The sequence below is a fragment of the Okibacterium fritillariae genome (assembly GCF_052783725.1).
On sequence record NZ_CP199917.1, the window covers coordinates 793297 to 813760 of the forward strand.

The following is a 20464-nucleotide window of genomic DNA, read 5'->3' on the forward strand; positions in this document are numbered from 1 at the left end:
GTCGGCGTTTCCGGATGCATGAGCCCGAGGGTTCGCCGACAGAGAAGCGGCATAATGCATAGCCAAGCTATGTATATAATCGAGTAATGCTTACCGTAGATCAGAAGGCAGAGCCGGGAGTCTCCGCCGAACAGCTACCCCTCCTCCTCGGCGATCTCGTGACCGTCGCCAACCGCCTCACCCGCCTCGCCGCCCAGTCCACCGAGAGCGCAGAATCGCCCGCCGTGTGGCGCACGCTCTCGACGCTCGTCTCGCTCGGCCCCGTGCGTCTCGGAGAGCTCGCCCGCCAGAGCCGGGTGTCGCAGCCCACGATGACGAAGATCATCCGCAACCTCGACCAGGTCGACTGGGTCAAACGCATCGTCGACGTCGATGACGGGCGCGCGTGGCAGATCGCCATCACGCCCAAGGGGGAGAAGGCGCTGCACGACTGGCGCGACACCCTCGCCGAAGCGCTCGTGCCGCACTTCTCCGACCTCGCAGCCGATGAACTCGAGCACCTGACCGAGGCCACCCGCATTCTGCAACAGCGCGTCGCCGTGGGCACACTCCTCTCCAAACGGGACGACGCCTGATGGCGGGCCACCAGAGCGCCGGCCTCGGCGCCGTCCTCAAGCAGCCCCGCTCGGTGTGGGCCGTCGCCTTCGCGAGCGTCATCGCGTTCATGGGCATCGGCCTCGTCGACCCCATCCTGCCGGCCATCGCGGCCGACCTGCAGGCCACGCCCACCGAGGCCGAGATGCTGTTCACCAGCTACCTCGTCGTCACCGGTGTGGCCATGTTCTTCACCAGCTGGCTGTCGAGCCGCATCGGCGCCAAGCGCACGCTGCTCATCGGTCTCGCGCTGATCGTCGCGTTCGCCCTGGCGGCCGGCCTGTCGGGCAACGTCGAATCCGTGATCGGCTTCCGCGCCGGCTGGGGTCTCGGCAACGCGCTGTTCATCTCCACCGCGCTGGCCACGATCGTGGGTGCGGCATCCGGGGGAACATCGACCGCCATCATCCTCTATGAGGCGGCGCTTGGTCTCGGTATCGCCATCGGGCCGCTGCTCGGCGGGCTGCTCGGCTCATGGAGCTGGCGCGGACCGTTCTTCGGCACCGCCGTGCTCATGGCCGTCGGTTTCATCGCCATCGTCGTGCTGCTGGGCAAAGAAGAGACGAAGCCCACGCCCATCAGGCTGTCGGCCCCGTTCAAGGCGCTCGGCCGCCCCGCGCTGGCCGTGCTCGCCGCCACCGCGCTGTTCTACAACATCGCGTTCTTCGTGCTGCTGGCGTACACGCCGTTCCCGCTCGAGCTGCCCGCCCTGCAGCTGGGCTTCGTGTTCTTCGGCTGGGGCATCGGCCTGGCCGTGACGAGCGTGCTCGTCGCCCCCGTTCTCACCGCCCGGATGCCGCGCACCCGCGTGCTCTGGATGACGCTCATCCTGCTCTCGCTCGACCTCATCGCCGCCGGTCTACTGATCGACGTCAAGGCGGGACTGATCGTGTGCGTGATCGTCGGCGGACTCATCCTCGGCATCATGAACACCGTGCTCACCGAATGCGTCATGGAGGCGACCGACCTGCCCCGCTCGGTGGCGTCGTCGTCGTACTCGGCCGTGCGGTTCCTCGGCGGAGCCGTCGCGCCGCCCGTCGCCTCCGAGCTGGCCAAGATCTTCACGCCGTCGGTGCCGTACTACGCCGCCGCCGGCTCGGCCCTCGTGGCCATGCTGATCGTGCTGCTCGGCCGCAAAGCGCTCGCGCGCGTGAACGCGCCCATCGAGTCGGAGCTCGAAGAAGCCGAGGCCATCGCCATCGGCGAGAGCTGACGGATTGAGTGACTTTAATGCGGTGCCATCCCTGCGTGGGTGGCACCGCATTTCTCGTCGTTGGACCCGCATGTGGGGCCCTGCCCCGTGCCCCGTCCTCCGAAAGGCGGACTGACAGCATTCGCGGATGCCGATATGTTGGCTTCGACACAAGGAGCGTTGCAGATGAAACTTTCTCGAAACCTAGCCACTCTTCCGCTTGTTGCCGCACTGACTATGACAGGGTCGAGCGTGGCGTTCGGACAATCGGCGGCCTCTCTCACGGAAACCAGCATCCCTGCTCGGCCCGCTCTCGCCATGGCCGGGGTCGCCGCCCACGCTGGCCACATCGCGAGGATGCATACGAAGCGGCAGTGTGACCGGGAGATGACGGCCGGTGCTCGATGGTGTCGAGGCCTGCGTCCCGCGCGGGCGGCCGCCGTATGCCACGCGGCGAACATGGTGCGCTACGGCGCGTGTTTGGCTGGCGCGAATGGATGAGCGCGGTTCGTCGGTCATTGCACGACGTGAGTTCGCGACCGATAGTGGCGCGTTGACGCTAGAGATCCTTCGTGGTGACGATGATGCGCCTGCGTTCGCGTATCGGTTCATCGGCGAGGACGGCGGTATCGTCGAGACGCTGACGACTTTCGGCGTCGATGACTTGCAGGCGTTGCTGTTTTGCGTGACCGCGGCGGGTGACTACCTTCGGCGGTTTGTGCCGTCCGCGTCGTTTGCCGACCTGGGCGTCACCGGGTTGCTGACGACCGATCTCTCGGCCTCGACAGAATGGCGCGCCCAGGTTTCGATTCCTACTTCGTGAGATGTGCGCGCCGATGGTTCGACATCAGTCTTTGACGAGGCCGCCGTCGACGACGAGGTTCTGGCCCGTGACCGAGCGGGAGAGGGGGCTCGCGAAGAAGAGGACGGCGTCGGCGAACTCGTCCGGGGTGACGACGCGGCCGAGCGGGGTGGCGGCGGCGATGGCGTCGAAGACGGCCTCGGGGGTGGCGGCGCTCGCGTCGGTGGTGCGGAGGAGACCGCCCGACGCCATGTTGACGGTGATGCCGTGCGGGCCGAGGTCGGCCGCGAGCGTGCGCGTGAGGGAGAGGACCGCCGCCTTCGCGGCCGTGTAGTCGTGATAGGGCACGACCGGGTTCTGGAACAGGTTCGTGCCGATGGTGATGATGCGGCCGAAGCCCGCCGCGCGCATTGCGGGCAGGGCAGCCTGCGTCGTGTTGAGGGTGGCTCGGACCGTGCCCTCGAACTGGGCGGCGAAAGCATCCCAGCCGATGGTGTCGGCCGATGCGCGGGCGTCGCCGTTGAAGGAGAAGTCGGCGAGGGCGTTGTTGACCACGGTGGTGATGGGGTGGCCGAAGTGGGCGTGCGCTGCTGCGAAGAGCGCGGCCACCTCCTCGGGGGAGGTCACGTCGGCTTGCAGCGCGACGGCACGCGGGATGCTCGAGCCGGAGTTGAGCGAGCCGGCGTTGAGCGTGTCGGCGAGGGCTTCGGCGCGGGCACGCGAGGAGCGGTAGTTGACGACGACGCGGGCGCCTTCGCGGGCGAACGCGCGGGCGATGGAGTGGCCGAGGCCGCGACCGGCGCCCGTGACGAGGACGATCTGTTCGGAGAGGAGCATGAGGTTCTTTCGGGTTCGCTAGGACAGGGTGCGTGTCTGGTGTGGCGGTCAGCCGTTAGCGCGCAGCGCCGGAGGACGTCGCTGCGGCATCCGCCCAGAGGGAGTGGAAGTGGCTGATGGGGCCGTTGCCGCGGCCCACGCGGAGGTCGTCGGCGGAGCGGAGGCTGTCGAGCAGCCAGGCCTTCGACGCGACGAGGGCGGCGACCCAGTCATCGGTGCGGGCACGCTGGGTGGCGAGGGCCGAGGAGAGCGAGCATCCCGTGCCGTGGGTGTTGCGTGTGGCCGCGCGGATGCCGGGAACCTCGGCGAGCCCGCCGGTGATGCGCCCGCGCGATGCGACGTCGACGAGGGCGTCGGGGCAGTCGTCGCCGGCCAGATGCCCGCCTTTGGCGAGCACGATCGCGCCGGAACTCTCGGAGAGGCGGCGGCCCTGGTCGAGTGCCTCCGCCCAGGTCGCCGCGGTCGGTTCGCGCACCAGCACGCCTAGTTCGCTGAGGTTCGGGGTGACGAGGTCGCAGCGCTCGATGAGTCGGCGCACGGCATCCTCGGCGCGGGCATCGAGCAGACGGTCGCCGCTCGTCGCCACCATCACGGGGTCGAGCACGACGAGGGGCGGGCGGATGCGGGCGAGCCACTCGTCGACCACCGCGACCGTCGTCTCGTCGCCCAACATGCCGATCTTGACCGCGTCGATCTCGACGTCGTCGCTGACCGCGTCGAGCTGTTCGCCGAGGAACGCCGCGGGCGGGGTGTGGACCGAGCGCACGCCGCAGGTGTTCTGGGCGACGAGCGCCGTGACGACGGCCATGCCGTAGCCGCCGTTGGCCGCGATGCTCTTGAGGTCGGCCTGGATGCCCGCACCACCGGTCGGATCGGTGCCCGCGATGCTCAGCACGCGAGGGATGCTCATCGCTCCCACTCCGCTCGAAGCTCGCGGGCAGAACGCTCTGGGTCGGATGACGCACACAGAGCCGAGACGACCGCGACGCCGTCGGCCCCCGCATCCCGCAACGGGCGGAGGTCGTCGAAGCCGATGCCGCCGATCGCGACAGCCGGGAAACGGCTCAGGGTGCGGCGCTCGCCGAAACCGTGCACGCCGATGGGCTCGGGGTGGTCGGGCTTCGTGGTGGTCGCCCTGATGACCCCGATGCCCAGGTAGTCGACGACGCCATCGGGTAACGCGTTCGCGGCCTCGACCTCGACGAGTGAGGATGCGGTGAGCCCGACGATCGCCGCCTCTCCCACGATCGCGCGCACATCGACGGCGGGCAGGTCGCTCTGGCCCACGTGCACGCCGTGAACCGCGGCACCCCGGGCGCGCGCCGCGAGGAACACGTCGACGCGATCGTTCATGAGCACCTGGGCGCGGCTGTCGCACGCCTCGGCGACGGCTAGCAGAAGCTGCAGGGCTTCGGCCGCGCTGCTGTCCTTCGCGCGCACCTGCACCGTCGTGGCTCCACCCCGCACAGCGGCCTCGACCGTCGCCGCGACACCACGCTCGCCGCACAGGGCGGTGTCGGTGACGAGGTAGAGGGAGAGGTCGAGGGCGTGACGCGCGGTCACGAACGCACCGCGCGGTCGGCGACGGTTGCGGCGTCGCGGGCGTGGAGAGCGTCGATGAAGGCGACCGCGAAGGAGCCGGGCCCCGCACCCCGGGTCGCGTCGGCCGCGACTTCGGCAGCGACCGTGTAGTTCGTCACCGCGGCAACGGTGGCCTCGAAGAGGTCGCCATCGTGGGCCACGGAGAGGTAGGCGGCGATGGTCGCGCCGAGCGCGCATCCGCCGCCCGTGATGAGCGTGAGCAACTCGGTTCCGTTCGCCAGACGGGCGATGCGATCGCCGTCGGTCACGAGGTCGACCGCGCCCGAGACGGCCACGACGCTGCCGTGCGTGCGCGCGAGCATCCGTGCCGCGTCGAGGGCGTCGTCGGTGCCGGCCACCGAGTCGACGCCGCGACCACCCGCGCCCGCACCCGCCAGGGCCAAGATCTCAGACGGGTTGCCACGAATCACGCTCGGCCGCAGGGCCACGAGCTCGTGGGCCAGCTCGGTGCGCACGGGCAGCGCTCCGATGGCGACGGGGTCGAGCACCCACGGTGTGCCGGCCGCGGATGCATCGACCGCGGCCTCGCGCGCGGCATCCCGTTGCTCGGAAGTCGGGGTGCCTAGGTTGATGAGCAGACCCGACGCGATGCGCGCGAAGACGCCGGCTTCCACCGGGATATCGACCATCGCGGGGGAGGCGCCCTGGGCGAGCAGCACGTTCGCCGTGATGTTGGTCACGACGTGATTGGTGATGCACTGCACGAGCGGAGCGGTCGAACGCATCCGCTCGAGGTGCGCGCCCGGCGACAGCGGGCCGGGGTCGGTGGGCAGGGTCGTGCTGGTGCCTGGGCGAATACTCATCCGCGGACATCCCTTCGCTAGTTCTAACTAGATCAGGTTCGACGGGTGTGTTCTCAGCCCGCAGTCGTGCGGGCACCCCGTGTCACTGAGACGACTATAGCGGTCTCTTCGGGACCCGCCGCCGCGGATGGGGGAGAGGTCCTGCCGCGGACGGCGCTCGCGCAGTAGGCTCCGGTCATGGCCGAACTGACGAGGCGCCAGGCGATTCTGCTCGCCGGCGCGACGCTGATGCTCTCGGGGTGCACTGCGCCCGCGACGCCCACCGCGAGCCCCACCGCCGCGGGCACGCCGACGTCCGTGAAGACCGCGACGGCGGCCGATTGGCAGGCGTTCGCCGCGCAGCTGAAGGGCGCGCTCGTGTTGCCCGCGGATGCCGATTACGCGCAGCTCAAGCTGGTCGAGAACCCGCGGTTCGACGACGCCCAGCCGCTCGCCATTCTCGAGGCATCGAGCGCGGATGATGTGGCGGCCGCGATCACGTTCGCGACCGCGCATGCCGTGCCCCTCGCCATCCGGTCGGGCGGTCACAGCTATCCCGGATACTCGGCGGGCGGCGCGAGCGGAACCGATGTGCCGCCGTCGCTCGTGGTCGACGTGCGCCCGCTCAACCAGGTGACGGTCGCAAGCGACGGGACGGCGACCATCGGGGCCGGTGCGGCGCTCGCGTCCGTGTATGCCGCGCTCTCGGCCGAGGGTCGGGCTATCGGGGCCGGGTCGTGTGCCACCGTCGGTGTCGCCGGGCTCACCCTGGGCGGCGGTGTCGGAGTGCTCACGCGCACCTTCGGCCTGACGTGCGACCAGGTCACGGCCATCGAGATTGTCACGGCCGACGGAAAAGTCGTCACGGCGTCGGCAACCAACGAACCCGAGCTGTTCTGGGCATTGCGCGGCGGCGGTGGCGGGCACCTGGGCGTGGTGACATCGTTCACGTTCCAGACGCAGGCGGCCCCCACCGTCACCATGTTCTTCCTGTCCTGGCCGTTCGCGCAGGCCGCCGCCGTGGTCGAGGCGTGGCAGAGCTGGATGCCCCAGACCGACCCGGGCCTCTGGTCGACGTTGAAGTTGCTGGGAGGGCCCGTGAAGCATCCGACCGGCCCGGCGATCACGATGTCGGGCACCTGGTTGGGCGCACCCGGGCAGCTCGCGGCCCAGCTCGCGGGGCTCACGAACGCCGTGAAGCCCAGCACCAACACGTCGTCGACGCACGACTACGGGCAGGCCATGGCCATCTACGCCGGATGCTCGAACATCGCGGTCGCGCAGTGCAACACGGGCCCGGGCGGCAGCCTGAAACGCGAATCGTTCGGGGCGACGTCGCATATCGCGCAGGCGCCGCTCGACGCGGCCGGGATTCAGGCGCTCATCGGCCAGGCCACGGCGGCGGGCCAGGTGGGCGGCATGATCGAGGGCGGCGTGTCGATCGATGCGCTCGGCGGGCAGGTCGCGAAGCTCGGCGCCGACGATACCGCGTTCCCGTGGCGGGATGCCTTGGCCACCGTTCAATACACGGCCACGTTCGAGAACGGCGCCGATCCCGCGCCGTTCGACGCCTACGCGCGTGGGTTCCGGCAGGCGATGCAGCCGCACTGGGGCGACGGCGCTTACGTGAACTATTCGGATGCCTCGATCACCGATCCCGACACCGCCTACTTCGGCGCGAACAAGGAGCGGTTGCAGGCGGCGCGCAAGAAATACGACCCCTCGGGGCTGTTTACGCAGCCGCAGTAGGCGAGCCCTCCTCACGGCGGCCGACTCGGCGCGACCCCCATGAGCGGTCGGCTACCGGCGGTCTGCGGCCACCGGTCGTCATGGCGACTCGTGGCTCCCCGTAGTCGGGAACGGCCGAGCCGCTCCCACTCACGCGGACACCCGTTGTTCACCCCCAGATGGGGGCCAGTTGGCCGACAGGCCAGCGCCCGGTCGCCGCGTTCCCCGAGGCTGGCGAGCGTGAAAACTTCTCGACTCCTCTCCGCATTCCCCGCGGCGGCGTTGGTCGGATGTCTGGGGGCCGGCCTCATCGCTGCCGCTCCCGCCTCCGCCGCCCCGACGCCCGCCACCCTCCCCGCCGAAACGACCGCCGCGGCATCCCCCGCCGCAGCCGCCGCAGCCGCGCCCGCCCCCGGTGCGACCACCGACGCGTCGCGCTTCACGCTGGCCGTTCTGCCCGACACACAGTTCTACTCGCGCTACTCGGCCGACCAGTTCATCCCGCGCTACGGCCAGGACCCGTTCTCGGTGCAGACAGACTGGCTCGCGAAGAACGCCGACGCGCTGCAGATCCCGTTCGTCACCCACCTCGGCGACGTCGTCGACCGCGTGGGCGTGAACAACGAGTGGATCGCCGCCGACAACGCCATGAAGAACCTCGACGAGGCGAAGCTGCCCTACTCGATCCTCGCCGGCAACCACGACGTGCGCGACAGCAACGACAACCTCTACGACGACCAGTACGATCTCGCCAACGAGCCGTTCCTGAAATGGTTCGGCCCCAACCGCGCGCAGAACGTATCGACGTTCCAGGGCAGCGACCCCACCGGCTTCAACCAGTTCCACATCTTCGAGGCCGACGGCCAGCAGTACATGGTGCTCGCGCTGTCGTGGCGTGCCTCGGATGCGACGCTCGCGTGGGCCGCCGACGTGATGGCGCAGCATCCCACCGTGCCCGTCATCCTGACCACGCACCAGGTGATCAACATCGAACCCGATGGCGAGACGCCGCGCGAGACCGACTACGGCCTGCGCCTGTGGGACAAGCTCATCAAGAACCACGACCAGATCTTCCTGACGCTGAACGGCCACTTCCACGGCTCGTCGCGCCTGGACAAGACCAACGACTTCGGTCACACGGTCACCTCGGTCGTCATCGACTACCAGATGGCCTATGAGGGCGGCGACGGCTACCTCGGCCTCTACGAGTTCGACCTGACGAACGACGTGATCAACGTGCAGACGGCCTCGCCGTGGGTCACCTGGAAACCGCAGGAGACGCTCACGAGCTATGACCAGCCGCTGCTCGAGGGTTCGCAGCAGCAGTTCAGCCTGCCCATCGACTTCTCCGAGCGCTTCAAGGGCTTCAACCCGACGTTCGCGGCCGGCCCCGCCGACACCCCGTCGCTCGGCCAGAAGGCGCGCGACATCCTGCTCGACGGTTTCGTCGGACCCGACCCCATCACGACCGAGTTCCCGGGCTCGCCGGCCGACTACCCCGAGGTTCCGGGCACGCTCGCGCACTGGCAGTTCAACGGCCTCGACGGCGTCGTGGGCACCGATGTGACGATTCCGGATGTCGCGGGCGACGGGTCGAACGACCTGCACCGCGCCGACCCCGCCGCCACCAACTCGGTGGGCACCGAGCTCTCGGACGTCACCATCGAATCTGACAACGTGCACGGCTATTCGGCCGATCAGGCGGGTGCGTGCTTCACGAACTCGTCGGGCAGCCGCTACAGCTACCTCACCACCGACAAGGATGCCCCGGTCAACAACGCCGACCTCTCGAAGGGCTACACGATCGAGACGTTCGTGAAGATGAGCCCCGAGTGGACGCCGGCCGCCAACGGGTGGTCGAAGTTCCTGACGCACACGGGCAACCGCTCGAAGATCGACGGTTTCGCCAAGACGCAGTGGGACTGGACGGCTTCGCCCACGGCCCTCGGCATCTCGAACCTGCGCGAATTCCAGTGGACCACCGTTCCGGGTGATCCCACCAAGGGCGACCGCACCAACTGGTCGGGCGAGATCATGGTCGACTCTTGGTCCCACGTGGCCGTCGTGAACGACGCAGAGAAGGGCACCATCACCATGTACGTCGACGGTGCGCCCGTGCTGCGTAACGCGGTCGACGCGGCCGGCGTCTCGGCCAACCCCGACATGCCCTGGATCATCGGCTCGGACTGGGTCGACGACGCCGCGCGCAACGGCTGGAACGGCTGCGTGGGCGAAACCCGCATCATCGACCACGCGACGGGCCCGGCCGACTGGCTGACCTCGCGCGCCGACCTCACCGGGTTCGCCGTCACGGATGCCCCGAGCGGCACCCTTGCGGCCGGCTCGCGAGTCACCACGCTCTCGGGAACGGGCCTGCCCGGTGCCGAGGTGCGCATCGACGGCGGCGTCACCGATGCCCAGCCGATGACCGCTCGCGCCGAGTCGAACGCCCGCGTCCTGGCCCTGGATGCCGCGACCGTCGTGGCAGAGGACGGCACCTGGTCGTACTCGTTCCCCACGCCGTTGACCGGCTCGGGTTCCTATTCCTACGAGGCCGTGCAGGCACTCGGCACGCGGGCTTCCGACCCCGTGACGGTGGCCTTCGCCATCGCCGCGGCACCGGTCGACCCGGCGCCGACGCCCGCGCCGACTCCCGGAACGCCCGGCGACCCCTCGGCGACGCCCGCGCCGGTTCCCGCCGGTCCGAATGCACCGGGCGGTGCAACGCCGATCGGTCAGCCTGGCGCATCCGACCTGGCCCAGACGGGTGTCGAGCCGCTGGGCGGACTATTCGCCTCAGGACTCGTCCTGCTGATCGGGGCATGCTTGTTGCTCCTCCAGCGATCGCGTCGCACGCGCTTCGTGGAGTAATGACAGCCTGAATCGCGCGAACGCGCCGCTCCGGGATACCGGGGTGGCGCGTTCGTTCGTTCGTTCGTTCGGCGTTCGGCGTTAGGTGGCCGGTGGCCGGTGGCGAGTGGCGAGTGGCCGGTGATGAATCGGACCGCGCAGCTCACACCGCGCAGCGGAAGCCGATGTGGGTCATCGCGGTGTCCTCCGATTGCGGCGAACGCGCGGCGGGGCGGTAGCGCAGACAGTACTCGGGGGCGCAGAGGTGCGATCCGCCCTTCAATACCCTCCGGGACTCGGCCACAGCCGGCGCCCCCAGCAGATTCGGCCGCGCGCCGGGCGGCGGGCCCGCGACCCCGGGCGGCAGGTGGCGGGGTGCATAGGGTGTGCTCGTCCATTCCCACACATTGCCCGTGACGTCGTAGAGGCCGTACCCGTTCGGAGGGAACGTGCCGACGGGCGAGGTGCCGACCCATCCGGCCGCCCCCGTGTTGCGATAGGGGAAGTTGCCCTGCCAGTGGTTGGCCATCAGCTCTTCGTGCGGTCGGGCCTCGTCTCCCCACGCGAAGGTCGTGGCGGCGAGGCCACCCCGGGCGGCGAACTCCCACTCGGCTTCGGTCGGCAAGCGTTTGCCGCGCCAGGCCGCATACGCGGAGGCGTCGCGATAGGCGACCTGCACGACGGGGTGATCGAGGCGGTCGGCGATGCTGCTGCCAGGTCCGAAGGGTTCGCTCCAGCGGGCGCCCGGCACCCAGGTCCACCACTGACGCCAATCGCGCAGGTCGACCGGCCCGAGCGTGGGACGGAAGACCATCGCCCCGGGCGCGCGGTCTTCGGCGCTCAGCCCGGTGAACTCCTCGCCGTCGAGGGGCTCCTCGGCAACGGTCACATACGAGGTCTCCCGCACGAACGCGGCGAACTCGCGATTCGTCACGGGCGTCGCATCGAGCTCGAATGCGTCGACGTGGCGCTCGTGCACGGGACCTTCGTCGGGGTAGAACGTGGTCGAGCCCATCAGGAACGACCCGCCGGGAATCTGAACAGTGCTCATGTCGTCGCCTGCCGGGCGTCGTCGACGCTGTCGTGCACTCGGCCCTCGGCCCGCGCCGCGCGGAACCAGTCGGTGCCCTCGGCCGTCGCCGCCGCCGCCCGGGGGAGCGCCGCCAGGTGCAGGGCGCGGCCGGTGCCCGCTAGTTCGCGGTCGAGGTCGGCGAAGGCATCCAGCACGGTCGTCGAGGTTTCTTCGATGCGCGTCATATCGAGGATGACGATGCGGTGATCGGGGTGCTCGTCGACCGCGTGGATGATGGCCTGTTCCGTGCCCAGGACATTCGCCGTGTAGAGCGGCGCGAGCAGCGTGATCTCGAGACGATCGTCGAGCTCGGCGGTGCGGATGCGCGGCCGGTTCAACGCGCGCAGCACCATGACGAGCGTGACGACGACTCCGACGGCCACGGCGGTGAGGAGGCCGGCCGTCAGCCCGACGGCCGTCACTGTCAGGGCGATCCAGAAATCGGCGCGGCGGATGTGCCGCAGGCGCAGGAGGGCGCGAACGTCGATGAGGCCGAAGACGGCTACGAAAACGAGGGCGGCGAGGGTGGCCTGGGGCAACAGCGACAGCACCGGGCCGAGGAAGACGCCACACAGCACCGCGAGTGCGACCGTGACGAGCCCGGCCACCTGGCTGCGGGCGCCGGCGTTCTTGTTCACCGCGCTCTGCGAGAAACCGCCCGCGGCGGGGAGTGCCTGGAAGAAGGAGCCGACGAGGTTGGCGGACGATGTGGCGAGCAGTTCTCGGTTGCTGTCGATGGCCTGTTCGCCGGGTTCACGGATTCCCCGGGCCACCGCGGTGGATTCGAGGAACGCCATGACCGCGATGGCGAACGCCCCCGGCAGGAGCGCGGGGATGTCATTTAGTGCGGGGAGTGCGGGAAGGGGCAGGCCGCGCTGCACCGCGGGAATGAGCGCGATGCCGGCGGCCGTGCAGACTCCCACCGCCGAGAGCACGATGCCGCCGGCGACGACCACGAGGGGGCCGGGGATGCGGGGAGCGAAACGCTTGAGCAGGAACAACGCGGCGATCGACGCCGCGGAGAGGGTGATCGTCGCGCCGTTGGCCTCGGGGATGGCCGCCGCGACGGCGCCGAGCGAGCGAAGGAATCCGCTGCCGGTCGGTTGCCCCGTCTCACCGAGGAGTTTGGGCAGCTGGCCCACCGCGACGGTGGCGCCGACGCCGATCTGGATGCCGATGAGTGTGGGCCGATTGATGATCTCGACGATCGCCCCGAGGCGCAGGAGGCGTGCTGCGAGCAAGATCAGACCGACGAGCAGAGTGAGGGTGATGAGGTCTGATGGGATGTCGTCGGCGTTGGCCGCGACGCCCGCGGTGACGAGTGTGGTGGCGGTGAGCGTGGCGATGGTCGAGGTGGTCGTCACGCTCATGGCGCGCGACCCGCCCAAGAGGGCGTAGACGAGCAACGGCACGATGCATGTGTAGAGCCCCGCTTGCACGGGCAGATTCGCGATCGTGGCGTATGCCATGGCCTGGGGGATGACGACGGCCCCGGCGGTGAGTCCGGCCAGCACGTCGCGACCGAGCCAGGCAGATCGATACCCGCGCAGGGTGGGCGCGAACCAGACCGGCCCCTGCGGGGCCGGTCTGATCGGAACAGTCGCCCTCATTCAGTCACGCGACATCGCGGCCGCGAGGTGCGTCTCGAGGTCGATGTAGGCGTCGTCAGCGATGTCGAAGACGACCTTCGCGATCTCGCCGCCGGTGAAGTCGAAGCGGCTTCCGGCATAGTCGGCCGCGACGGCATCGCCAGAGTCGTAGCCGATGCAGAGGCCCTCGCCGCACAGTGAGAAGTGACCGAGAACCGTGCGGATCTCCGTTTCGGCGACCTTCTCCTCGTCGATGTGCAGCGCCAGCGGGCCGACGCCTTCCCGGTGTTCGCCCATGCCCGTCTTCGTGAATTCGACGCCGATGATGTGCTTGCCCGAGGTGGGTGCCGGTGCCGTCACCCGGTAGATCGGCGGGACGCCGAGGAAGTTGTAGACATACACCACCTGCCCGTCCTTGATGAAGAGCGAGTGCCCGCCGAATCGTGAGCCGTGCGCGAAGATCACACCCTCGGATTCGGGTGTGAGGTCTACTTCGGCGAGAACCTTGTAGGAGACGCCATGGGTGTTGGCGGCCGACCGCTCGGGAATCTCGGATGTGCCCGGGTAGTACGTGTACTGGCCGGTCGGCGACACCGGCAGATGGAACTCCATCTTGATGAAGGTTTCGAAGTCCTTCACGTTTCCGATGATCTGCAAATCGTTGAGCGGCAGCACATGGTTTGCCTCGGCCTCCGACATCCAGAGCGCCTTCAGCTCTTCGAGCTTCTCGGGATGCTCGGCCGCCAGATCGTGCGCTTCGGCCCGATCGACATCGCTGTGGAAGAGCTGCCACACATCGGTGTCGAAGCCGCCGAAACCTCCCATCGGGCCATGCTCGGCGACGGCCTTCCACCCCTCGTGCCAGATGCCGCGGCTGCCGAGCATCTCGTAGTACTGGGTCTTCTTCTCCGTCGGTCCGTTGGCGGGGGCGTCGAAGCTGTAGCGCATCGAGACGCCGTCGAGGGGCCTCTGCTCGACACCGTTGTACTGATCGGGCAGCTCGAGGCCGCAGACATCGAGGATGGTGGCCACGATGTCGGTGGAGTGGTGATACTGGTCGCGCACCTCGCCCCGCGAGGCGATGCCCGCCGGCCACGAGATGACCATCGGGTCGCAGATGCCGCCCTGATACGTGTACCGCTTGAACATGCGATACGGCGTCGAGAAGGCCGCGGCCCATCCGGTGGGGTAGTGGTTGTAGGTGTCGGGGCTGCCGAGCTTGTCGACGAGGCGCAGGTTGTCTTCCTCGTCGTCGGGGTAGCCGCCGAAGATCTTGCCCTCGTTGACCGAGCCGTTCGGCGATCCCTCGCCCGATGCGCCGTTGTCGGCGCAGTAGATGACGAGGGTGTTGTCGAGCTGACCGGACTCCTCGAGGTAGTCGACGATGCGCCCGACCTGAGCGTCGGTGTACTCGGAGAAGCCCGCGAAGACCTCTGCCATGCGCGAGAACATGGCGCGCTCCTCGGCGTTGAGTTCTGCCCACGGTCGCACGTAGTCGGTGGCCGTGTAGGTGCCTTCCGGCATGGGGTTGAGCGGGGTCAGCTCGGTGCACTCGGGAAGGACGCCCTTCTCGATCATGCGCGCGAGCACCCACTCGCGGTAGGCCTCGTAGCCGTCGTCGAAAACGCCCTTGTATTTGGCGATGTACTCCTCGGGCGCGTGGTGCGGGGCGTGGTTGGCGCCCGGGCAGAACCACAGATACCAGGGCTTCTCGGGGTCGGTCTGCTTGACGTCGCGGATCATCTTGAGTGCCTGATCGGCCAAGTCTTTCGACAGGTGGTAGCCGTCCTCGGGCAGCGATGGCTGGTCGATGTAGTGGTTGTCCTCGGCGAGCGACGGGTACCAGTTGTTGGTCTCGCCGCCGATGAAGCCGTAGAAGCGGTCGTAGCCCTGCGCGAGCGGCCAGTTCTTCTTCGATGAACCCGCCGTCCACTCGTCGATGGGCACGTTGTGGTTCTTGCCGACCCAGAACGTGGCCCAGCCGGCATCCCTCAGCAGGTGGGCCATTGGCACGTTTTCGGGCGGAATGTGCGAGTTGTAGCCGGGAAACCCCGTCGACGATTCGGAGATGGTCGCGAAGCCGTTGGAGTGGTGGTTGCGCCCCGTCAGGAAGGTCGAACGCGTCGGTGAGCAGAGCGCCGTGGTGTGCCATTGGCTGTAGGTGAGGCCGCGATCGGCGAGCCTCTGCATGGTGGGCATGTTGATGCGGCCGCCGTAGGGCGACCATGCGGCCTGCCCCGTGTCGTCGTATAACACCACCAGCACGTTCGGCGCACCGGCCGGCGCCTTCTCTGGCAGGAACGCATCCCAATCGGATGTCGAATCCCTGACGTCGAGCTCAATCTTTCCCGCGAATGCTTTCCGATCGGTCACTGTGTCCCCAGTTCGTCGAAGCCGCCCCGATGAGCGGGCTGTCCTCAGCGCGAATGTTCCCCCCACTACTGCCCTACCAGGAGGACTGCGCTTCTGCGGCTGACGATATCCGTAAAGCGAAGGCGCAGACAAGAGGCGAATTCGACCAGTCGAACTCTAGGCCGGAGTGGGCCGTCCCGTGCTCGAACGCATCACGAGCCGCGTCGGCAGATCGCGCACGCCCGGTTCGGCCGTCTCGCCGTCGATGCCCGCGAGAATCATGTCGGCAGCGATCACACCCTGCTCGCGCGGATGCTGTTCCACGGTCGTCAGCGAGAACAGCTCGGCGTAATCGTGCCCGTCGATGCCGATGACCGAGAGGTCGGTCGGCACCGCGATGCCCATACGCCGCGCCGCGATGATGGTGCCGATGGCGACCTCGTCGCTGGCCGCGAAGATGGCGGTCGGGCGGTTCGCCGGGTCGCTCAACAGCTGCACGGCCGCCTCGTAGCCGCCCGGCACGCTGAGCTGCGTGGGCACGAACTGGTCGGCTTCGGCCAGACCCGCATCGGCCAGAGCCGCGCGATACCCGGCCAGGCGCTCGCCGTGCACCGAGAAGTCGAGCTGTTCGGCCAGGCTGCCGCCGATGTGCGCGATGCGCTGGTGCCCGAGCCGGATCAGGTGCTCGGTGGCCAGGGCCGCGACGCGCTCATCGTCGATGGCGATCGTGGGAATGCCTTCGAGGGGTCCTCCGATTCCGACGAGCGGGATGCCGAGTCGATGCAAGCGCTCGAGCTCGTCGCCCGCCGGCTGGATGTTCACGGCGATGACGCCGTCGAACCGTTTGCGCGCCAGGAAGAAGTCGAAGACGCGGTCGCGCGCCGGACTGAACGGCTCGAGCGTGTAGAGCGTCATATCGTAGCCGCGCGCCAGCAGCTGCTGCTCGATGCCCTCGAGGATCTGCCCGAAGAACCATCGGCCGATATAGGGGATGACGACGCCCACGTTCTTGGTGTGCCCCGTGACGAGGCTCGCAGCGTTGGGGGAAGCGACATATCCGATGGTGCTGGCAGCCTGCACGACACGCTGGCGCGTCTCGGGGGAAACGTAACCTTTTCCTGACAGCGCCCTGGACGCCGTGGCCTTCGACACGCCCGCGAGTGCGGCGACATCCGCGATTGCACCGGCCATGTCGCCTCCCTCCATTGGGTGTCCTGGGTTAGCGTAGCGGCAAAATTCGACCCGTGGAACCGGTTACACAAATTCCCGACTTGCGGATGCCTGCCGCCCATCGTGTACGCTAGGGCAAGAAATCGTGAGAGCGCGATCATCGCCGTATTCGTTACCAATCTGTGCTTGTAATACCCCCGACGATGCCGTAGCTTGACGCATGGAACCGGTTCCCTAACAGGGCCCGACCTGTTCCAGACGGCAGCTACGCACGACGAAATCGCCGACATCCTTCCGGGGGTGCGGCACGCAATGATGCGGCTCGTTCCAACGAACTGCGATCGCGGATTTCACCCTGCAGCAATCCCGAATGCACCACACTCAATGAGGAGATATGAGATGAGTCCCAAGCGCTATCGCCGAGCACTTCTTCCGCTCGCAGCCGCTGGAATCGTCGGCCTGGCCCTCACCGGTTGTACCGGTGACATCGCAGCTGGCGACAAAGAGAACACCGACTGCTCGGCCTACGATGCCTACGGCACCTTCGAGGGCAGCCCCGAGGTGTCGATCGGCGGCACGATCCAAGACGCCGAGGCCGACCGCCTCGTCGAATCCTGGAAAGACTTCCAGACCTGCACCGGCATCACGGTCAACTACCAGGGCACCAAAGAGTTCGAATCGCAGATCTCGGTGCTCGCCGAGGCCGGCAACGCGCCCGACCTGGGCATCATCCCGCAGCCCGGTCTGTTCAACCGCCTCGTCGACGGCGGCTTCCTGAAGCCCGCCACGAAAGAGGTAGAAGCAAACGTCGACGAGTTCTGGTCTGAAGACTGGAAGGGCTACGGCACCGGCAGCGACGGCACGTTCTACGCCGCGCCCCTCATGGCCAGCATCAAGGGCTACGTCTGGTACTCCCCGACGGAGTTCAAGGACAAGGGCTACGAGATCCCGAAGACGCTCGACGAGCTCAACACGCTGACGAAGAAGATCGCCGACGAGGGCGACCACAAGCCCTGGTGCGTCGGACTCGGTTCCGGTGACGCCACCGGTTGGCCGGGAACGGACTGGATCGAGGACTACGTCCTGCGCCAGGCCGGCCCCGATACCTACGACAAGTGGGTCAAGCACGAGATCCCCTTCAACGACCCCGCCATCGTCGAGGCCTTCGACTCGGTCGGCGAGATCATCAAGAACCCCGACTACGTGAACGGTGGCCTCGGCGACGTGGCCTCGGTCATCTCGACCGAGTTCGGCGACGCCGGCCTGCCGATCCTCGACGGAACCTGCTCGCTGCACCACCAGGCCTCGTTCTACGAGGGCTTCTGGCCCGAAGGCACCAAGGTCTCCTCTGACGGCGACGTCTACGCCTTCCTCCTGCCCGGCACCGAAGCCAGCGACGACAAGGTCGTCACCGGTGGTGGCGAGTTCGTCGGAGCCTTCAAGGAGAGCAAAGAGATCGACGCCGTGCGCGCCTACCTCTCGAGCGACACCTGGGCCAACAACCGCGTGAAGCTCGGCGGTGTCATCAGCGCCAACAAGGGCCTCGACGCCTCGGTCGCCTCGAGCGAGTTGCTGCAGGACAGCGTCAAGCTCCTCCAGGACGAGAACACCACGTTCCGCTTCGACGGTTCTGACCTGATGCCCGGTGCCGTCGGCACCGACTCCTTCTGGAAGGGCATCGTCGCCTGGGTCGGTGGCCAGGACACCAAGACCACGGTCGACTTCATCGAAAACAGCTGGCCCTCCAGCTAACAACACCCGAACACCCGGGGTGGGCTCGCCGAGAGGCGGGCCCACTCCGTTCAATTCACCGACGAATGAAGGGTGCTGAGCTATGACCAGTGCTGATCTCATCGGAAAGATCCTCCAAGTGGTGGGTGGCCTCGCCATCTTCGCCGCCGTGATCGGTCTTCTCCTGTTCTTCCTCGACCGCGCCCCGAAGCGCGGCCGCGACTACTGGCAGTTGGCCGGATTCCTCCTCCCCACCGCCGTCCTCATCATCGCCGGACTGATCTACCCCGCGTTCCGCACGAGCCTCCTCGCGTTCCAGAACAACTCGGGCGAGTGGACCCTCGACAACTTCGTCTGGATGTTCACGCAGCCCTCGACGCTCGTCACGCTCGGCAACACGGTCATCTGGGTCATCCTGGTGCCGCTGCTCGCGACATCCATCGGTCTGGCCTACGCCTACTTCATCGACAAGGCCCGCGGCGAGAAGATCTACAAGGCACTGGTCTTCATGCCCATGGCCATCTCGTTCGTCGGCGCCGGAATCATCTGGCGCTTCGTCTACGACTACCGCGGCGAAGGCCGCGAACAGATCGGTCTGCTCAACCAGATCGTCGTCTGGTTCGGCGGGGCCCCCGTGCAGTGGCTGCAGTCGTCGCCCATCAACACGTTCCTGCTGATCGTCGTCATGATCTGGATCCAAACCGGTTTCGCCATGGTGATCCTGTCGGCAGCCATCAAGGCCGTTCCCGTGGAGCAGCTCGAGGCCGCGCAGCTCGACGGCACCAACGGATGGCAGCGGTTCCGCAACGTGGTTCTGCCCGGCATCCGCGGCTCGCTCGTCGTCGTCGTGACCACCATCTCCATCGCCACCCTGAAGGTCTTCGACATCGTCCGCACGATGACGGGCGGAAACTTCAACACCAGTGTGGTGGCCAACGAGATGTACACCCAGGCGTTCCGCGCCGGTGAGCAGGGACGTGGCGCCGCACTCGCGCTCATCCTGTTCCTGCTCGTCATGCCGATCGTCATCTACAACGTGCGCACGATGCGGAAGCAGAGGGAGATCCGATGAGCGTCACACCGACCCCGATCGAAGTGGCCACCGACGAGAAGACGGCCCGCCGCCTGCGTCGTGGCGAAGAGCTCGAAGAGCAGCCCACCAAGGCCGGCCGCGTCAAGAAGCGTCTCACGTCGCGCAGCGCCACGGTCGTCGCCCTGATCATCGCGATCGTCTGGACCATCCCCACCTTCGGCCTCTTCGTCTCGTCGTTCCGACCGGCCGAAGAGATCCAGTCGAACGGCTGGTGGACGATCTTCCAGAACCCGGGCTTCACGTTCGACAACTACTCGGAGGTGCTGTTCTCGGCCTCGCAGTCGTCGCCGCAGCTGGGCGCCTACTTCGTCAACTCGCTGGCCATCGCCATCCCGGCCACCGTGTTCCCACTCGTGATCGCGTGCATGGCGGCCTACGCGTTCGCCTGGATCAAGTTCAAGGGTTCGAACGCGCTGTTCATCCTCGTGTTCGCGCTGCAGATCATCCCCATCCAGATGGCTCTGCTGCCCCTGCTGCAGATGTTCACCGCGGTGCTGCGGCCCATCCAGGCGGGTCTGCACGACGCGATCCCGATGATCCCCGAGCAGAACTACCTGCCCGTGTGGGTGGCGCACACGATCTTCGCGCTGCCGCTGGCGATCTTCCTGCTGCACAACTTCATCGCCGAGATCCCGGGCGAGGTCATCGAGGCCGCGCGCGTCGACGGTGCCACGCACAGCCAGATCTTCTTCCGCATCGTGTTGCCGTTGGCCCTGCCGGCCATCGCGTCGTTCGCGATCTTCCAGTTCCTGTGGGTCTGGAACGACCTCTTGGTGGCGTTGATCTTCTCGGGAGGCACGCAAGACGTGGCCCCGCTGACGCAACGCCTGGCCGAGCTGTCGGGAACCCGAGGGCAAGACTGGCAGCGACTCACGGCCGCCGCGTTCGTCTCGCTCGTCGTTCCGCTCATCGTGTTCTTCAGCCTGCAGCGCTACTTCGTGCGCGGTCTGCTGGCCGGTTCGACGAAGGGCTGACCCGAACCTTCCTTCGTCACGAACCGCCCCGAACGGATGCCTCAGGCACTCGCTCGGGGCGGTTCGCCGTTTCCGTGTCGCAGCGCTCATGATGAG

General features: G+C 67.8%; 16 protein-coding genes and 1 riboswitch. Of the genes, 8 read left to right on the plus strand and 8 right to left on the minus strand.

Going from position 1 to position 20464, the window contains the following annotated elements; translation table 11 throughout:
- The first annotated feature begins 86 nt into the window (after window positions 1–86).
- From ACUWEX_RS03885 to ACUWEX_RS03895, 3 genes are all read left to right on the plus strand, one after another.
- Window positions 87–575: a MarR family winged helix-turn-helix transcriptional regulator gene (locus ACUWEX_RS03885; protein WP_445997171.1), complete on the plus strand. Its 489-nt coding sequence runs from the start codon at window positions 87–89 to the stop codon at window positions 573–575.
- A complete protein-coding gene (locus tag ACUWEX_RS03890) occupies window positions 575–1807 on the plus strand; it encodes an MFS transporter (protein WP_445997172.1) in 1233 nt (410 codons plus the stop codon). The genes ACUWEX_RS03885 and ACUWEX_RS03890 overlap by 1 nt, the downstream gene beginning before the upstream one ends.
- A 472-nt stretch (window positions 1808–2279) precedes the next feature.
- Window positions 2280–2609, plus strand: coding sequence for a hypothetical protein (locus tag ACUWEX_RS03895; RefSeq protein WP_445997173.1), 330 nt, complete (start codon window positions 2280–2282; stop codon window positions 2607–2609).
- Between the two features lie 24 nt (window positions 2610–2633).
- Here the strand turns inward: ACUWEX_RS03895 and ACUWEX_RS03900 are convergent, their stop codons facing one another.
- The 4 genes from ACUWEX_RS03900 to thiM all read right to left on the minus strand — a co-directional run bounded on the left by ACUWEX_RS03900 (window position 2634) and on the right by thiM (window position 5830).
- Window positions 2634–3425 carry a 3-oxoacyl-ACP reductase gene (locus ACUWEX_RS03900; RefSeq protein WP_445997174.1) on the minus strand — a complete coding sequence of 264 codons (792 nt, stop codon included), beginning with the start codon at window positions 3423–3425 and terminating at the stop codon, window positions 2634–2636.
- Between the two features lie 55 nt (window positions 3426–3480).
- Window positions 3481–4335 (minus strand): bifunctional hydroxymethylpyrimidine kinase/phosphomethylpyrimidine kinase, encoded by an 855-nt coding sequence (gene thiD, locus ACUWEX_RS03905; RefSeq protein WP_445997175.1) that lies wholly within the window; start codon window positions 4333–4335, stop codon window positions 3481–3483.
- On the minus strand, window positions 4332–4988 hold the full coding sequence (thiE, locus tag ACUWEX_RS03910; protein WP_445997176.1) for a thiamine phosphate synthase: 657 nt from the start codon (window positions 4986–4988) through the stop codon (window positions 4332–4334). The genes thiD and thiE overlap by 4 nt, the downstream gene beginning before the upstream one ends.
- On the minus strand, window positions 4985–5830 hold the full coding sequence (thiM, locus tag ACUWEX_RS03915) for a hydroxyethylthiazole kinase (RefSeq protein WP_445997177.1): 846 nt from the start codon (window positions 5828–5830) through the stop codon (window positions 4985–4987). Before thiM ends, thiE begins: the two co-directional genes overlap by 4 nt.
- Window positions 5823–5920, minus strand: a riboswitch (TPP riboswitch). (Overlaps the previous gene by 8 nt.)
- Before the next feature lie 87 nt (window positions 5921–6007).
- Here thiM and ACUWEX_RS03920 point away from each other — a divergent pair.
- Both ACUWEX_RS03920 and ACUWEX_RS03925 read left to right on the plus strand, forming a co-directional pair.
- Window positions 6008–7558 (plus strand): FAD-binding oxidoreductase, encoded by a 1551-nt coding sequence (locus ACUWEX_RS03920; RefSeq protein ID WP_445997178.1) that lies wholly within the window; start codon window positions 6008–6010, stop codon window positions 7556–7558.
- 219 nt (window positions 7559–7777) lie between these two features.
- Window positions 7778–10408 (plus strand): LamG-like jellyroll fold domain-containing protein, encoded by a 2631-nt coding sequence (locus ACUWEX_RS03925; RefSeq protein ID WP_445997179.1) that lies wholly within the window; start codon window positions 7778–7780, stop codon window positions 10406–10408.
- A gap of 142 nt (window positions 10409–10550) precedes the next feature.
- Here the strand turns inward: ACUWEX_RS03925 and ACUWEX_RS03930 are convergent, their stop codons facing one another.
- From ACUWEX_RS03930 to ACUWEX_RS03945, 4 genes are all read right to left on the minus strand, one after another.
- Window positions 10551–11438 (minus strand): formylglycine-generating enzyme family protein, encoded by an 888-nt coding sequence (locus ACUWEX_RS03930; protein WP_445997180.1) that lies wholly within the window; start codon window positions 11436–11438, stop codon window positions 10551–10553.
- A complete protein-coding gene (locus tag ACUWEX_RS03935; protein WP_445997181.1) occupies window positions 11435–13069 on the minus strand; it encodes a SulP family inorganic anion transporter in 1635 nt (544 codons plus the stop codon). The genes ACUWEX_RS03930 and ACUWEX_RS03935 overlap by 4 nt, the downstream gene beginning before the upstream one ends.
- Window positions 13070–15421, minus strand: coding sequence for an arylsulfatase (locus tag ACUWEX_RS03940; protein WP_445997182.1), 2352 nt, complete (start codon window positions 15419–15421; stop codon window positions 13070–13072).
- A gap of 156 nt (window positions 15422–15577) precedes the next feature.
- Window positions 15578–16591, minus strand: coding sequence for a LacI family DNA-binding transcriptional regulator (locus ACUWEX_RS03945; RefSeq protein WP_445997183.1), 1014 nt, complete (start codon window positions 16589–16591; stop codon window positions 15578–15580).
- Between the two features lie 378 nt (window positions 16592–16969).
- Here ACUWEX_RS03945 and ACUWEX_RS03950 point away from each other — a divergent pair, with 378 nt between their 5' ends.
- The 3 genes from ACUWEX_RS03950 to ACUWEX_RS03960 all read left to right on the plus strand — a co-directional run bounded on the left by ACUWEX_RS03950 (window position 16970) and on the right by ACUWEX_RS03960 (window position 20368).
- On the plus strand, window positions 16970–18322 hold the full coding sequence (locus ACUWEX_RS03950) for an ABC transporter substrate-binding protein (RefSeq protein ID WP_079726943.1): 1353 nt from the start codon (window positions 16970–16972) through the stop codon (window positions 18320–18322).
- A gap of 82 nt (window positions 18323–18404) precedes the next feature.
- Complete coding sequence (locus ACUWEX_RS03955) at window positions 18405–19373, plus strand: carbohydrate ABC transporter permease (RefSeq protein WP_077053832.1); 969 nt, start codon at window positions 18405–18407, stop codon at window positions 19371–19373.
- Window positions 19370–20368, plus strand: a complete 999-nt coding sequence (locus ACUWEX_RS03960; protein WP_077053831.1) for a carbohydrate ABC transporter permease — start codon at window positions 19370–19372, stop codon at window positions 20366–20368. Before ACUWEX_RS03955 ends, ACUWEX_RS03960 begins: the two co-directional genes overlap by 4 nt.
- The last annotated feature ends 96 nt before the right edge of the window (window positions 20369–20464 follow it).

Coding starts and splice junctions, on each gene's coding strand:
- ACUWEX_RS03885 (WP_445997171.1), top strand. CDS start 87: ATGCTTACCGTAGATCAGAAGGCAGAGCCGGGAGTCTCCGCCGAACAG.
- ACUWEX_RS03955 (WP_077053832.1), top strand. CDS start 18,405: ATGACCAGTGCTGATCTCATCGGAAAGATCCTCCAAGTGGTGGGTGGC.
- ACUWEX_RS03890 (WP_445997172.1), top strand. CDS start 575: ATGGCGGGCCACCAGAGCGCCGGCCTCGGCGCCGTCCTCAAGCAGCCC.
- ACUWEX_RS03930 (WP_445997180.1), bottom strand. CDS start 11,438: ATGAGCACTGTTCAGATTCCCGGCGGGTCGTTCCTGATGGGCTCGACC.
- ACUWEX_RS03920 (WP_445997178.1), top strand. CDS start 6,008: ATGGCCGAACTGACGAGGCGCCAGGCGATTCTGCTCGCCGGCGCGACG.
- ACUWEX_RS03935 (WP_445997181.1), bottom strand. CDS start 13,069: ATGAGGGCGACTGTTCCGATCAGACCGGCCCCGCAGGGGCCGGTCTGG.
- thiD (WP_445997175.1), bottom strand. CDS start 4,335: ATGAGCATCCCTCGCGTGCTGAGCATCGCGGGCACCGATCCGACCGGT.
- ACUWEX_RS03895 (WP_445997173.1), top strand. CDS start 2,280: ATGGATGAGCGCGGTTCGTCGGTCATTGCACGACGTGAGTTCGCGACC.
- ACUWEX_RS03945 (WP_445997183.1), bottom strand. CDS start 16,591: ATGGCCGGTGCAATCGCGGATGTCGCCGCACTCGCGGGCGTGTCGAAG.
- ACUWEX_RS03960 (WP_077053831.1), top strand. CDS start 19,370: ATGAGCGTCACACCGACCCCGATCGAAGTGGCCACCGACGAGAAGACG.
- ACUWEX_RS03900 (WP_445997174.1), bottom strand. CDS start 3,425: ATGCTCCTCTCCGAACAGATCGTCCTCGTCACGGGCGCCGGTCGCGGC.
- ACUWEX_RS03950 (WP_079726943.1), top strand. CDS start 16,970: ATGAGTCCCAAGCGCTATCGCCGAGCACTTCTTCCGCTCGCAGCCGCT.
- thiM (WP_445997177.1), bottom strand. CDS start 5,830: ATGAGTATTCGCCCAGGCACCAGCACGACCCTGCCCACCGACCCCGGC.